Below are 14,347 nucleotides of genomic sequence, written 5' to 3' on the forward strand. Positions count from 1 at the left end.
CTCTTCCTTCCTTATTTCGAATTTTTTAAGGTTTGGAGATCTTTATTTATTTTCTCTTCTGCTGTTCTCAATGCCGAATTCACATCGGCTCCTCTGATTGCAATGTCCTCTGAAGCTTCTCCCAAGTATTTTGTAATTTTCCGTTCATACACATTTTCCGCATTTAGAAGACGGGGCTTCGCTCTGAAAATATGTTCGATCGTCTTGCCCTTGAGCACCTCGATATCTGCGCCAAACTCCTTCTCAAGTTCAGGATTATTCAGCACGGACACACGGCCATTGCGGCTTACGAGCCGCTGCACTTCATCGGACAACAGATAGTTAAGCACTTGGTATGCCTCTTCTTGATGGGAGCCGCCCTTCGTTATACCGAAGCGATGAACGTTAATCTCTAGGCTCGAGCCAAGCGCTTCCTCGAAGTTCGGATGCGGGGCGAAGTCCCAATTAATCGTTACCCCTTGCCTTCTCAGCTCTTCAAGCGGACCAATCAGCTGTGCAAGATTATGGGTATATAGGGCCAGATTCTGGTCCACATAGAACACATCATCCTTATCATCATGACGGTAATCATCACCTTGCACGAACCCTGGAATCTCATACAGCTTCTTCAGCGTCTGATACACCTTCGTCCAATCCTTGTTCGTCACGGCCGCCTGTCCGGTCGCTGGATCAATAATATCAAGGGACAATCCGCTTCCGAGCTTGGTCGCCGACAGATCGATCCCGACATAGTTAACTCCTCCTTCGCTTCTCGTCAGCTGCTTCGCGATATCAATAATCTCATCCCATGTCTTCAGTTCATTAATATAGGGCACATTGAAGCGGTCGAATATATCTTTGTTCATGTAGAGGACGGGTAAGTTAACGGAGAACGGGAATTGATTCCCTTCTGAGGATTGGTTAATGGCACTAATAACCTCAGGCTTCAAGCGGCTCTCGTCATAGCCGTATTTCTCCTTAAGAGGTGCTAGATCAGCCAGCAGATCCTTCTCCTTCAGTTCTCCGTAATTGCCTCCGAAGATCAAATCTGGAATCGTACCTGCCGTAAGCAGCGGCTCGATTGGATCTCCTTCCGGAATATCAAGGAGTTTAATCTTAATATGCGGGAATTTCTTCTCCACCGGTGCAAAATATGTATCCACTTCGGTTTGCGTTAACGTCACGCCGCCATATTTAAAGATGGTAAGTTCAATCTGCTCCTTGGGCTCGTCTGCTGCAGGCTGCTTAGCTTGCTCGGTTGTTCCAGCAGTAGCAGATTGTCCATTATTCGTTTTCGTGTTGCTGCTGTCTTGTGCACAGGCTGTTACGAGGAAGAGTGCTGTAAGGATTACGGTGACAACGATTTTTTTCACGTTAACTCCTCTTTTCGGATGAATTTAGTATGATTTGTATCTAGAAAAATAAGGAGATATAACTTCACCTCTCTAGGTGAAATCCATATCTCCTCCGTTGGTACGGTCGTATAGAAGGTCAATCCCTTATCGATTATTGCCAGATGAAGCACGCACCTGCCGTAGAACAGCTGTTGTGTCATTGGCTGCCATGGATACTCTACCATTACTGCCGAAGCCAATAATCGCACGCCAGCTGCCAAGCAGCTCACGGTCAATCAGATCCTGCTCTGTCACTTCGACCTTCTCGTCCGCATGGTGAGCGACGAATAGCGAGTCTACCGGGCAGTAGGCTTCACACATATAACAGGTCTGGCAATCTTCTTGTCTTGCTATTACTGGGAGTCCTGTAGCATCTGTATCGAATACATTCGTAGGACAGACCTTCACGCACAGGTTGCATTGAATGCAGCGGTCCTCGCTTACAAGTTCTATCATACGGTCTGCTGCTCCTTTACATAGACTGGAGGGGTAATCACGGATTGCTCTGTAGGAACAGATTCCCAATGATGCGCAATCTGATCGATACCAGACAGCAGCAGCCTGCGGTTAAGCGACTCATTAAGCTCCGGGTATTCCAGCATGGTATGGATCCCCCGGGTCTCCTTACGCAGCAGCGCTGCAGAGTACATCCATCTGGCATTCACAACCATGGCGGCCGCCTCTCTAGCTTGGACCCTCTCCGTAGCTGTATCCCCTACTCTTCCTTGGACGATCGGGAACTGCTTATGTAACCGTTCCAGAGATGCTGCAATAATTGATTCACTTCTGAAGTAGTTAATAGACAGCGGGAACATCTCCGCTTGAACGGCCTGAACGACATCGCGGATAGGAGTGAACTCTGCCGAAGCGGCTGTATGCTGAAGCCCGTAGCGCCCTGCCGGCTGCAGATTGCGATGCTTCGCATCTATGGACTGCGCCAAGGCATGGTCGGCCGCTCCCTTGCCGGACCAAGTACCTGAAGCAATCGCCCAAGAAGCATTATAGGCTCCACCTCCTGAGCGCGCACCAGCGGTCTTCTCCCTCGAAGCAGCATCGCCAGCAGCGAACAGTCCTTGGACCGTCGTGGAGCAATAGTCGCCGACGATTCGAATCCCTCCCGTTCCACGAATCGTACCTTCGTAACGCATCTTGATTGGGAACTTCTGCGTGAAGGGATCAATTCCGGCACGGTCGAATGGAACGAACCACAGCGGAGTCGAGGCGCGAATGATGGCCTGCTTCTCCGGCGTATTGCCTTGTGTAAGCTGCGCATATACAGGTCCACGATTCAGATGCTTGGCGAAGAAGTGATCCTCGCGAGGGCCTCCTTCATGAAGAATATTCCCATCTTGATCATAGAATGAAGCGAACCCGAGGACCCGGTTCCTTGTTATCGTCCCGAAGGCAGCTGTCGTGGCATATTGACGGCTGAACTCCATACCGGACATCTCTACGCCCAGCTCGGCAGCCATTAACTGGCCATCGCCCGTCTGGACATTGCAGCCAAGCCCCTTGCTCAAGAAGGCGCAGCCTCCGGTAGCAATGATGACGGAATGAGCACGTACTTCCCAAGATTGGCCGTTCAAGCGGTTCACGCCTCTTGCCCCTCCGACCCCATGCTCGTCAACCAGCAGCTCAAGCGCAGGATGTTGGTCTAGTATAGTCACGCCTGCCTTACGTACGACTCTTCGCATGAGCTCCATATACTCCGGACCTTGCATATGCGCTTTGTACAAGTTCCCATTCTCATCCAGCGGGAAGCGGTATCCCCACTTCTCTACCAATTGGATATTCAGGTAGGCTTGTTCCATCAGGCGATAGATCCAAGGAGACTCAGATAAGTAACCACCAGATCGCAAGCGGTCAGACACCGCCTTCTGCCGCTTCTCTTCGTCCGGTTCTATATAGAGGAAGCCTGTGCCGCCAGGGGCCGTTGCTCCGCTGGTGCCCAAGTAGCCCTTGTCAACAAGGACGGTTCTCGCCCCGTGAGAGGCTGCGCTCCATGCCGCCCAAGCACCAGCGGGACCGCCTCCAATAACAAGTACATCTGCTGTTAATTGTTCCGTAATCCACTTGGTCATCGACGTTTATTACCTTGGATAGAGCTCTTAGGCGTATCGTATCGGCTTCGTTCGGTACGATCAATCTGAACAATCTGACCGTCATGTACCGTGATCTGCACAACACCATAGGATAATCCATGAACTTGGTCAACAATGCGCTTCAACCACGGTTCTGTCACTTCAAATGTTCTTGCCATCTCTATCATCCTCTCTATATTTGTATCGGTATGATGAATGTACGCCTAGTCGGTTGAGCGGACAGGATTGACGGGAATGGATAGAATATTCTCTGCGAGCGGCCGCCGCCCATTAGGCTTCTCCGCTTCATGGAACTGTTCATTCAAGGTCTCCACCCCACCGCGGAATCCTAAGGCAATAACCGCATGGAGGGCAATATGATCAGGAGTATGCAGCACTTCTCTAGCGAGCTCAGAATCGAAGCCGCCGACCGCTCTGGTCGATAATCCCAGCAATCTTGCTTGCAGCGCCAGGCTCGCCCAAGCTGCGCCTGCATCGAAGGCATGTGAGCCGATGGAATCACCATTGTCCTTCACCTTAGCGGAAGCGATCAGCAGCAGCACAGGCGCCTGATCTGTCCATAACCGATTGCGCGGCTTGATGAACTTGCGGAACTGCTCATGTTCTTCCACCGTCCTAGCTATATAGAAGCGCCATGGCTGTTGATTGCCTGATGAAGGCGCCCATCTTGCAGCCTCAAGAACCGTATACAGCTCTTCATCCGATAAGGAGTTCTTCTCATAAGAGCGTGGCGACCAACGATTGAGAATAAGAGGGTGAACAGGATAATCTGGCGTTCTTGCAGCCTGAACCTCTGGGCTGTATACCTCTTCAATAGATAGATGGAGACGGGGGGTGGATTCGATACTCATGTCATTCATTCCTCCTGGAATAATTGGGATAGATAATAGAAGAGGCGCACATCCCGCCAGATCTCAATAGATCTTGCGAGACATGCGCCTCCAGTTAACTAGTTGGCACCATGCATCAATTATTCGCTTCATTCAGCCTGATGAAGGAGTTCTTACATCAGAGATACCCGCTGCGCGGATAGGGCGAGGGGGCAATATTCGATCGATAAAGGGAGTCTGGTCAAGCGCAGCCAGCTTCGTTCTGCCTGGTCCCCAGCCTATCGTAGCCCTCCAGCTTCCCAGAATACCTTGGTCTGCGAGCTCTTCCTCATGGACGGCTACCTTCTCATCGGTATAGGGCGACACATAGAGTGCATCGACTGGGCAATACGCTTCACAGATGAAGCAGGTCTGGCAGTCTTCCTGCCGGGCTATAACCGGTTCGTGCTCCGTCTTGTCGAACACATTCGTCGGACAGACCTTCACACATAGATTACAGCCTATACACCGCTCGCTGCTGACAAGTTCAATCATCCGATCTGAGCCTCCTGTCCTGTTGCCTTGAGTAAGGATGCTGAGCTTGAATCACGAAGGAAGGTCCGATCTGGTCTTACCTCGATTTGCTCCAGACCAGATACAATGAGCCGGTGATGTTGACTTGGATCAACGTCTGGATATTCCCCCAGCACATGCAAGCCTGCTCCGCGCGATTCCTTGCGATGAAGAGCAGCCGTATACATCCATCTGGCCGTTGCGGCCATCGCTGCCGCTTCTCTTGCCTTCACTCGCTCATGAATAGTAATGGGTGCTTGTTCATTAACAGCTGGCCAATAACTGTTCAGCTTATGAAGTGCGGAAGTAAGTCCGGTCTCCGAGCGGAAGTAATTGATGTGCAGCGGAAGAACCTGATCCTGGATGGATTGAATAAGCTCAGACGTCTCTACCCTGGCTAATGAACGGCTCTGGCTGGAGCTATACTTGCTTAATCCATATCGCCCTGCTGAACGAAGCTCTCGAGAATCGGCTGGTGCAGGCTGTGCTAATGCATAGTCGGCAGCGCCTTCACCAGCCCATGTTCCGGAGCAGATCGCCCATGAAGCATTGAACGCTCCCCCGCCAGAGGCAGCTCCTGTAATTCTCTCCCTTGTCGCCGCATCACCGGCAGCATACAACCCAGCTACGGTTGTATCGCATTGATCTCCGACGATTCTGAGCCCGCCTGTTCCGCGAACGGTCCCTTCATAACGCAGGGTCAACGGGAACGGCTGTGTGAACACGTCAATTCCGGCACGATCATAAGGTAAGAAGAATACAGCGTGAGACGATCTTAGGATGGCTTGCTTCTCCGGTGTATCTGCCTTGTTCATAATGGCGTATACAGGACCTTGCTGCAATCGCTGGGCTAGGAAGTCGCCGTTGCGTTGTCCACTTAGCTCATTTCCGTCCTGATCATAATAAGTCGCCCAGCCGAGAAGTCTGGATCTTGTATTCGAGCTGAATGCCGGAGCAGGCGCATAGCGCCGTGAGAATTCCATGCCAGACAGCTCGGCACCTGCTTCGGCACCCAGCAGATAGCCGTCTCCAGTCAGCACGTTACAACCGAGTCCTTTGCTCAGGAACGCACAGCCGCCAGTCGCGATGACAACCGCATTCGCGCGAACCTCCCACTCCCTGCCCTCTTGGCGCAGGACACCTCTTGCCCCGCCAACACCATGCTCATCTTGAAGTAATTCAAGCGCGGGCGCGTGATCAAGCACTCTAACGCCTGCTTTCTTGACCGCCTTGCGCATGAGAGCCATATACTCCGGTCCTTGCAAGTGATTACGCTGCGGAACACCATGCTCATCTCGTACGAAGGGGTATCCCCACTGCTCCACTAGCTCCAGATTTATATAGACCTGGTCCAACACCCGATGAATCCAATGTGCTTCGGATAGATATCCGCCCGACTTCATCCTCTGCTGTACAGCTTGTTCTCTTAACTCCTGATCTGGTGGCAAGTAGAGCAGATTCGTTCCACCTGGTGCAGTTGCCCCGCTTGATCCCAGGTAACCCTTGTCAACCAATACGACGCTAGCTCCCTTAGAAGCGGCACTCCACGCCGACCACGCGCCTGCCGGTCCGCCTCCTATTACAAGCACATCCGCTGTCAACTTCAATGTGTCTTGCCCACTCATGACAACCCTCCATCTCCCTAATCCACATTGCTGCTTACATGCTGGCATAACAAAAAAAAGATGCACGGCCACTATACGTAAACCCCCGACGGTAATTCCGGGACTTCTCGTATGCGAACATACATCTCCATTTGAATGGTCAATGCCATTAGTTATTTAAAAACCGATAATACCAACAGACTTAGTTTGTATTAATGTTTTTTATAGTAGCATTGAACTTTTGGATTGTCAATCGGTAATCAGAGCGAATGTGTAACGCAATAGACCCAACAGACCTATCCAGACTTAACTTGGAACGTCCCACCGATGACGATACTTCTCAAGCCGCGGATGCAAGCTCTTCGGTTCAGCAGTGAGCACCAGCCGCAGCTTCCGAATCCATTCCTCGAATGAAGAGAACGACGCGAACAGATTCGCCATATCCGGTGTCAGGTAGAGGAAGTAGGGACCCTTATAGGCGTCAACCAGATGTCTCAGAGCGGAATCTATCGGCGTGTACTTCTTCCTCTTCCCTTCCAGTCCTTCCACGATTACACCTGCATGGGACGAATGCCGCTTCCAATCATGCAGCCGGTCAGCCCTTCGATAGTAAGCACTGACCTTCTCGCCAGTCATTCGCCTGACCGTCTCCTCGTGAAGCGGATACAGCACCAGCCTGTCGAATGCCAGCGCATCTCGTACCGCGACTGCCCTGTGAAGCTCCGCATCTAACGTTCCTTCGAACACATCATAATAGATCAAGGTGCCACCGCGCTGCTCCTCTGGAAGCTCATATCCGTAGGGAAGATTCAAGGGTAGGCCCGCTCCTCTCAGATGGAACTATTGTACTAGACCGTAGTCAAGATCAGCTTGACACCGTTAATCTTCAGCTTGTCCATCTCGATGACCCATTGCTTAATACGCTCATAGGCCGCCTCCGAGTATCCGAAGATTCGCTTCATATCCGTTATAATCTGCTTCTCCCCGTCATTATAATCGCCATCCGCGAAGATGAGCAGCAGAATCTCCACGATGAAAATATTCTTAACCTGAGCATCCTTAATCCCGCCAATAATGTGCTCCAGCTCGCGGACAGGCAGATCCGCGAGTTCGTTCTCCGCCAGGCTCATCTCTTCCCGATAAGAACGCAGGTAACCCTGCTCCTTGCGGTTAACGAAGCCGTCAGCCTGCGCGGCAAGCTGCGCCAGCTCCAAGAAGGCTATCTTATGATCTGATTCTTGTATCAAGTGCAAAAACAAACGAATCCTCTCCCGCATTCATAATCAACCTTCTATTCTACCACTACATTATCGTACAGGATTATACCAGATTTGTTAACTCTCTCTCATGAAAAAAGAAGAAGCCTGCCAAGCTCGGCAGGCCTCTTCTATGCTCACTTGAAGTATGCTTCCAATCCGCTGGCAATCGCTGCGGCAGCCTTGCGCTGATAGCCGCTCGTCTTCACCAGCTCCTCGTCGCTCTCGTTCGTCAAGAATCCGAGCTCGAGCAGAGCAGATGGGACATCATTCTCTCGAAGGACATGATAGTCGCCATATGAGATGCCATTGCTCTTCAGTCCAATGCCTGAGCTTAGCTTCGCTTCGATGGAGCGGGCAAGCGGGCGGTCCTTCTGTTCTGAATAGTAGAAGGTAAGCGTACCGGAATTGTTCTTGGTGGAGGAGTTGTAATGGATGCTGACGAAGGCATCTGCTCCAGCCGACTCGCTTATCTTGACCCGATCAGCAAGCGATGGCTTCTCGCTGTCCTTCGTCCTCGTGAGAATGACCTTGGCACCTAAGCGCTGAAGCTGGTCTGCCAGCAGGATAGAGGTGCTCAGCGTTAGATTCTTCTCCTCGGTATGCTGCGTCGTTCCAACCATGCCCGGGTCACTGCCCCCATGACCAGGATCAACGACAATCACCTTACCCTTCAAGCCTCCTCCAGAGGCTGTTGGACCTGACGCTAGTTCAATGCCAGAGACGCTGACGAACTGACTGGATATCCAGCCTAATACGCCTTGAGCAGTCTTCGCATGATACCAGCCCGTCTTACTCTCTTGGATCGTCAGCTTGTCGCCCTTGTTCACACTGCCAAGAACGGCATAGCTCGTCCCGGGACCCTCGCGTAATCGCACCGAATCACCGGTGACGATTCCTATACTTGGCTTAGCTGGGCTGGATGCAGTCTCTGCCGCGCCAGATGATGAAGATGCTGCTGAGCCCTCTATTTTCTTAAGATAATGACCGGCTACCCAGCCTGACACCTTCGAAGACTTCATCTGCATCCAGCCATACTTCTCTTGGGATACACTCACGATCGTTCCATACTTCAAGCTGCCTATGACCTTGGCGGACTGGCTGCCCTCTTCTCTCACTTGCAGTGAATCAGCAACAACCTTGTAATCCCCCTCCGCGCCTGCATTAGCATTCATAGGCCGAATCGTCAAGGACAGCAACAGGACAGCAAGCATAATAGATAATGTTATATTTTTCATGCTGTCATTATAGCAGAGGAATAATAGATTGGCATCCCCATTTGCTAGATTTTGATTCGAAAGCACCATTCCTCCTCCTCTTCATACTGTAGTGAGAAGGAGGAATAGACTCATGCGGATTTATGATACAAAAGACATGATGACCCTGCCTGCTGGCTGGCAGGCCGATGCACATGCAGCTTTTGCAGCGAAGCTGTCAAATACTGCTCATCTCTTCCCTTGCATTCCTGCAACGATTGGCCTGAAGCTAGGTCAATTCCGTTATGCCTTCCTGAGTGACCCCAGATCGAAGCAAGCCGCGAAGGAACTAGCCCAGATATTGGAACAATATGGTCCGATATCACGTGATTGTGGAAGATACACCTCACTGATTGCTTTTTTTGCAACGCCTGATGATCTTGTGGATGCAACGGGAGTGGATGGGTATCGCCGGCTGTTCTGGAACATTCTCAGCGAGGTAAGCGAGCATGACTCCGCACCGTGGCCCGAGCATATCCCGAAGGACCCGCACCACCATGTGTGGGAATATTGCTACGGAGGCGAGCAATACTTCATGTACTGTGCGACTCCCGCTCATAAGCTCAGGCAGAGCCGGAGCTTCCCCTATTACATCTTCGCCATTACGCCGCGCTGGGTGCTGGTGGAGTTCAATGCACATGCCGAAGGGGCTGCGCATGTGAAGCACAACATTCGGGAGCGAATCGTGAAGTACGATGAGACGGGTATTCATCCCGATCTGAACTTATATGGAAGCCAGGAGAACTTCGAATGGAAGCAATATTTCCTTAGCGATGATGATTCCTCTCCTGCGAAGTGCCCGTTCGCCCATCTGCATGCCATGAAGCGTGACAAATAATTGAGTGTCGTACAACCTCCTTGCCGCGAATACACTATACAAGCTTATGAACTACGGTATAGCGGGAGGGTGCGCGTATGAGTATGTTGCTCAGTTATATCCTGCTGGGACTGTCGCTTGCGGCCCCGATCGGGCCCATCAATGCGGCCCAGATGGATCGGGGCATTCGGGGCGGCTTCTGGAATTCCTGGCTGCTCGGACTTGGATCGATGCTGGCTGATGTTCTGTTTATCCTGATCGTATATTTCGGCACCGTGCATTTCCTGGACCATCCGGTCATGAACACCTTCCTGTGGGTGTTCGGCTGCTTCGTCCTCATCTACACGGGAATAGACGGACTCAAGGGAGCGGCAGCCATAGACACGGATAGGCAAGCTTCCTCCGAGCCTCTCTCCCGCTCCTTCGGCACCGGATTCCTCATCTCCCTGCTTAACCCCTTAACGATTATGTTCTGGTTAGGCATCTACGGCTCGGTCCTTGCCAAGACTGCCAAGACCTATGAGACTCCCCAGCTCATTATGTATACACTGGCCATATTATTAGGCATAGGGTTATGGGACTTGATGATGGCCATCACATCCAGTTACTCGAGGAGACTGCTCAGGCCTGCCACATTGACCCTCATATCCAGACTATCAGGATTGTCCTTGATTGGATTCGGGTTATACTTCGGCTGGCAAGCGCTGCAGGAGCTCGTGTGATGGCAGCCTCTGTATATGAATGCGCTTAAGTTCACACAATAATCCGTGTATGTCATTACATCTCTATACACGGGAGCTTGATAACTTGGGTCAGACGAATGATCAGAATCAGGACAAGTCCATGCCTTGGTGGCAGCTGTCCCTCATGGGAGTAGCCTGCACGATAGGGACCGGCTTCTTCCTCGGAACTGGCGTAGGCATAAGCATAGGGGGGCCGGCCATCCTGCCCGCTCTGTTCCTGGCAGCTTGCGGTACGTTCATCGTCTTCGATGTGCTCGCCCGTATGACGTCAGCTGATCCGAAGGAAGGCTCCTTCTGCGCGTATGCGAAGGAGGCCTACGGCCGCTGGGCGGGATTCGGCAGCGGCTGGGTGTATTGGTCCTCGGAGCTGCTTATTATGGGCAGCCAGATGGCGGCTTTGTCCCTTTTCACAAGACTGTGGTTCCCTGATGTGCCGATGTGGATACTCGCTTCAGCCTATGCGGTACTCGGACTGGGTGTCATCCTGCTCGGAACGAAGGGCTTCGAGAAGGCCGAGCACCTATTCGCTGTCATTAAGCTGGCGGCAATCGTTGCGTTCATCGCTATAGCATTGTGTGCTCTGATTGGATGGTTCGGAGATTCGAAGCACACCCCGCAATGGCCGCTCCCTCTCCTTCCCACGGGACTTAAGGGCGGTTGGTCTACGCTGCTGTATGCCTTCTATTGCTTCGGAGGAATTGAGATTATGGGGCTGCTGGCGGTTCGGCTTAAGCATCCTGAGGACGCACCCAAGGCAGGCCGACTGATGATTAGCGTGCTGGTCCTCTTGTATGCACTAACCCTCGGACTCTCACTCAGCCTGGTGCCGTGGGATGCGATACCGTCGAATCAGAGCCCGCTGGTCGCCTCCCTTAGCGGATATGGAATAGCGTTCGTCCCGCATCTGTTCAATGCTGTGTTCATCATCGCAGGCTTCTCCACGATGGTCGCTTCCTTATTCGCGGTCACCACGATACTCGTTACGCTTGCCAAGAACTGCGATGCTCCGAAGATATTCGCCAAGGTAAGCAAGGGCAAGCGGAGCACCCCCTACTTCGCGATCGGCCTGACAACGCTCGCCTTGATCGGCTCGATTGTTCTAGCTCTGCTGATGCCTGATGAGGTGTATGAATATATGACGACGGCTGCCGGTCTCATGCTGCTCTACAATTGGATGTTCATCCTGCTCACCTCCGGCAAGCTGCTGAAGCTCAGCGTCTGGGGACAATGGAAGAGAGGGATAGCGGCTGTCCTCATCCTGCTTGCTGTCAGCGGCACCTTATTCCACGAGACCAGCCGTCCCGGATTCTGGATCAGCTTAGGGTTCGTTGCTCTCATTGCGGCGATTACCTTCGGAATGGCTCGACTGTGGAAGAGACAAGTTTCATCTTAGGATAACAATCATTTAACACAGAATTGAACATACAATACTATACTACATGTCGACAGGAGGTGAGCTTATATGTATTATCCCGAAGACCGTGTCCCGTTCGATGAGCCGGAAGATAAGGCCTCAGACAATAATGCCGACAGTCTTAAGCAAGATCAACAGCAATGATGGGAATCGGTTATAATAAAAAACCGCTAGAAGGGAGATCCCTTCCAGCGGCTATTGTCAGGCTTGCATAGGGACAGGCTCTCCGTGATAAGCCTTGACGCTTAACGGGGCTGCCAGGAACTGAGCGGCCTTGCCTACGAAGGCACGGAAGTGCTCGCTGCTGTTGTGAGCCGCTACCGCCTGCTCACCTTGCCATACTTCGACCATCTTGTATACATGAGGATGCTCAGTATCCTTGTACAAGTCATAAGCCTCGTTGCCTTCCTCCGCTCGTGAAGCCTCAATTAAGGAATGGATCTCGCTTAGGAATGCCTGCTCTTGTGCCCCTTGAACCTTGAATTCAGCGTGAATAATAATCATGATCGGATTCTCCTCTTCGGGTTAGTATTACTTCCACTCCGCAACCTTGTTAATGGGCAGACGATAGGATGGGTAGCCTGCGCCATCTGCCTTGCCGATCGAGATCAGCATGACGGGTACATAACGATCCTTGTCCAGACCGAATGCCTCCGCAATATTAGCCTTATCGTATCCCCCGATTGCATTCGTGTCATATCCATGAGCACGCGCTGTTAACATGAGCTGCATGGACACCAGACCTCCGTCAACGAGCACAATCTCTCGCATCACTTCAGCGGGCACGTTAGCGAAGAATCCCTCCAGCTTGCCCATCATCGTCTCCTTCACATCCGCAGGCATGTAGCCAAGCTCTACAGAGCTGCTGTATATCTCATCACCATACTCGAAGTTGTTCATATCACCGAAGACGGCGATTACAGCTGCGGAAGTCTCCACCTGTCGCTGATTGAAGCTGGCCAGAGGAGCCAGTGTTGCCTTAGCTTCCTCGCTCTCGATGACGATGAAACGCCACGGCTGCATGTTAGTTGAGGAAGGCGCGAGCGTTGCCTTCGTCAAGATCTCCTCCATCTCTTCCCGGCTAATCTTAACGGATGGATCATACGTTCGGATGGATCGTCTGCTTGACACAATATGTTGGTAATCATTAGATATCAGCTTGTTCATGATGTTCCCCCCATGATGTAAGATGTGTGTGCCTGTTCGCTCTGCTTACAGGTCACTTAGATTATGCTGCATTCTGCTTAGCATGGCTGCGAATTGCTGGCACTCCTCGTCATTGAAGCCGTGAAGCAGCTTGTTCACGAATTCATCCTTCTCGATTCGGTAAGAGATAATCTGCTCCCTTCCCTTGTCGGTTAGACGAACGAGCGTCATTCGGTTGTCACTCGTGCTCTTGCGCCGCTCAACCATCCCTGCAGCTTCGAGCTGCTGGAGATGACGAGTAATGGCTGCAAGATCGATATTCACTTCCCGCTGAAGGGTGGTCTGGCTAATCTCGTCCGCTTGAACGAGGTGATGCAAGAGCTCAAGTCTCGTCGGACTGATACCGGTGCATCGTTCGAACTTCGGGCTGATCTGCTTGTTCAAGAAGAGCAGCTGATAGAGAATCTTCGACGATTCCCATGGCATGGTCGACACATGTAGGCTCCTCTCCACATTTCCCTTGACCTATCAATCATTGACCCGTCAATTAATATAACTCGAACGCGAACAGATCGCAACTGGATGATTCATCCAGTGAATTCAGCCAGCGAATGCATGATCTTGCTTAGAACCTTCGCCCCGCTCCTCCACCGCCAGATGAGCCTCCGCCGCCGCCTCTGAATCCACCGCCCCCACCGCCACTGCCTCCGCGGAACCCGCCTCGGCCGAGCATGGAGAACAGTGTCAGTGTGAGGAATCCGCGGAAGAAGACGAAGTCTACGATGAGGAGACCGACGATTACAATGACCCATAGGATAGATATCCCGCCCTGATCCGGAGCACCCTGCTGATTGTTAGCCGGCAGCTCAGCCGGCGCAGCGGTTAATTGATCCTCTACCTTGTATTCAATCGCTGTCTCCTGATAGAGGGCATGATACGTCTCAACGATAGCCTTGCCTGGTTCATTCTGCTCCAGATAAGGAATGGTAATGGTATCGAGGATGCGGCCTGCCTTGCCGTCAGGAATCGCCCCTTCCAGTCCATATCCTACCTCAATCTGCACCGCTCCTTCGGTCATCGAGAGGAGCAGGAGGACCCCATTGTTAAGCTCCTTGTCCCCTAACTTGTATTGTCTGAACGCCTTGTTCGCATAGGGTGCAGGCTCAAGACCACCTAATGAAGGAACCGAGGCTGTCCCAAAAGTCATAAATGACTTGGGGACGCCCCTTCTTTAATTTGTCAAACAAAAAGAAA

The 14,347-nt window shown here is 51.9% G+C and carries 17 protein-coding genes; 3 read left to right on the forward strand and 14 right to left on the reverse strand.

The window, feature by feature from the left end; genetic code table 11:
• Positions 1-11: 11 nt before the first annotated feature.
• From ACFO9Q_RS19770 to ACFO9Q_RS19815, 10 genes are all read right to left on the reverse strand, one after another.
• The gene (locus ACFO9Q_RS19770) at positions 12-1,352 is read right to left on the reverse strand and encodes an ABC transporter substrate-binding protein (protein ID WP_379185298.1); all 1,341 of its coding nucleotides are present in this window, start codon (positions 1,350-1,352) and stop codon (positions 12-14) included.
• Positions 1,353-1,478: 126 nt separating this feature from the next.
• Positions 1,479-1,829, reverse strand: a complete 351-nt coding sequence (locus ACFO9Q_RS19775) for a 4Fe-4S binding protein (protein ID WP_379185299.1) — start codon at positions 1,827-1,829, stop codon at positions 1,479-1,481.
• The gene (locus tag ACFO9Q_RS19780; RefSeq protein ID WP_379185300.1) at positions 1,826-3,454 is read right to left on the reverse strand and encodes an FAD-dependent oxidoreductase; all 1,629 of its coding nucleotides are present in this window, start codon (positions 3,452-3,454) and stop codon (positions 1,826-1,828) included. The genes ACFO9Q_RS19775 and ACFO9Q_RS19780 overlap by 4 nt, the downstream gene beginning before the upstream one ends.
• Complete coding sequence (locus ACFO9Q_RS19785; protein WP_379185301.1) at positions 3,451-3,633, reverse strand: YezD family protein; 183 nt, start codon at positions 3,631-3,633, stop codon at positions 3,451-3,453. The genes ACFO9Q_RS19780 and ACFO9Q_RS19785 overlap by 4 nt, the downstream gene beginning before the upstream one ends.
• Before the next feature lie 45 nt (positions 3,634-3,678).
• Positions 3,679-4,326 (reverse strand): nitroreductase family protein, encoded by a 648-nt coding sequence (locus ACFO9Q_RS19790; RefSeq protein WP_379185302.1) that lies wholly within the window; start codon positions 4,324-4,326, stop codon positions 3,679-3,681.
• A 132-nt stretch (positions 4,327-4,458) separates the two neighbouring features.
• Positions 4,459-4,839, reverse strand: a complete 381-nt coding sequence (locus ACFO9Q_RS19795) for a 4Fe-4S binding protein (protein ID WP_379185303.1) — start codon at positions 4,837-4,839, stop codon at positions 4,459-4,461.
• Entirely contained in the window at positions 4,836-6,482 is a 1,647-nt protein-coding gene (locus ACFO9Q_RS19800) for an FAD-dependent oxidoreductase (RefSeq protein WP_379185304.1), read from the reverse strand. The genes ACFO9Q_RS19795 and ACFO9Q_RS19800 overlap by 4 nt, the downstream gene beginning before the upstream one ends.
• Positions 6,483-6,767: 285 nt before the next feature.
• Positions 6,768-7,274, reverse strand: a complete 507-nt coding sequence (locus ACFO9Q_RS19805) for a hypothetical protein (protein ID WP_379185305.1) — start codon at positions 7,272-7,274, stop codon at positions 6,768-6,770.
• A 35-nt stretch (positions 7,275-7,309) separates the two neighbouring features.
• Positions 7,310-7,714, reverse strand: coding sequence for a TerB family tellurite resistance protein (locus ACFO9Q_RS19810; protein WP_379185306.1), 405 nt, complete (start codon positions 7,712-7,714; stop codon positions 7,310-7,312).
• Between the two features lie 140 nt (positions 7,715-7,854).
• A complete protein-coding gene (locus ACFO9Q_RS19815) occupies positions 7,855-9,024 on the reverse strand; it encodes an N-acetylmuramoyl-L-alanine amidase (RefSeq protein WP_379185307.1) in 1,170 nt (389 codons plus the stop codon).
• Positions 9,025-9,067: 43 nt separating this feature from the next.
• Here ACFO9Q_RS19815 and ACFO9Q_RS19820 point away from each other — a divergent pair, with 43 nt between their 5' ends.
• From ACFO9Q_RS19820 to ACFO9Q_RS19830, 3 genes are all read left to right on the forward strand, one after another.
• On the forward strand, positions 9,068-9,811 hold the full coding sequence (locus ACFO9Q_RS19820) for a YqcI/YcgG family protein (RefSeq protein ID WP_379185308.1): 744 nt from the start codon (positions 9,068-9,070) through the stop codon (positions 9,809-9,811).
• Positions 9,812-9,888: 77 nt separating this feature from the next.
• Positions 9,889-10,512 (forward strand): LysE family transporter, encoded by a 624-nt coding sequence (locus tag ACFO9Q_RS19825; protein WP_379185309.1) that lies wholly within the window; start codon positions 9,889-9,891, stop codon positions 10,510-10,512.
• 85 nt (positions 10,513-10,597) lie between these two features.
• Positions 10,598-11,926: an amino acid permease gene (locus ACFO9Q_RS19830; protein WP_379185310.1), complete on the forward strand. Its 1,329-nt coding sequence runs from the start codon at positions 10,598-10,600 to the stop codon at positions 11,924-11,926.
• Between the two features lie 222 nt (positions 11,927-12,148).
• On the opposite strand, the gene ACFO9Q_RS19835 is transcribed toward ACFO9Q_RS19830, so the two are convergent.
• The 4 genes from ACFO9Q_RS19835 to ACFO9Q_RS19850 all read right to left on the reverse strand — a co-directional run bounded on the left by ACFO9Q_RS19835 (position 12,149) and on the right by ACFO9Q_RS19850 (position 14,300).
• Complete coding sequence (locus ACFO9Q_RS19835) at positions 12,149-12,451, reverse strand: putative quinol monooxygenase (protein ID WP_379185311.1); 303 nt, start codon at positions 12,449-12,451, stop codon at positions 12,149-12,151.
• Positions 12,452-12,478: 27 nt separating this feature from the next.
• On the reverse strand, positions 12,479-13,114 hold the full coding sequence (locus tag ACFO9Q_RS19840; RefSeq protein ID WP_379185312.1) for a nitroreductase family protein: 636 nt from the start codon (positions 13,112-13,114) through the stop codon (positions 12,479-12,481).
• 45 nt (positions 13,115-13,159) lie between these two features.
• Complete coding sequence (locus ACFO9Q_RS19845) at positions 13,160-13,579, reverse strand: MarR family winged helix-turn-helix transcriptional regulator (RefSeq protein WP_379185315.1); 420 nt, start codon at positions 13,577-13,579, stop codon at positions 13,160-13,162.
• 139 nt (positions 13,580-13,718) lie between these two features.
• Entirely contained in the window at positions 13,719-14,300 is a 582-nt protein-coding gene (locus ACFO9Q_RS19850; protein WP_379185313.1) for a TPM domain-containing protein, read from the reverse strand.
• Between the last annotated feature and the right edge of the window lie 47 nt (positions 14,301-14,347).

It is taken from the genome of Paenibacillus sp. GCM10023252, assembly GCF_042653305.1.
GTDB lineage: Bacteria > Bacillota > Bacilli > Paenibacillales > Paenibacillaceae > Pristimantibacillus.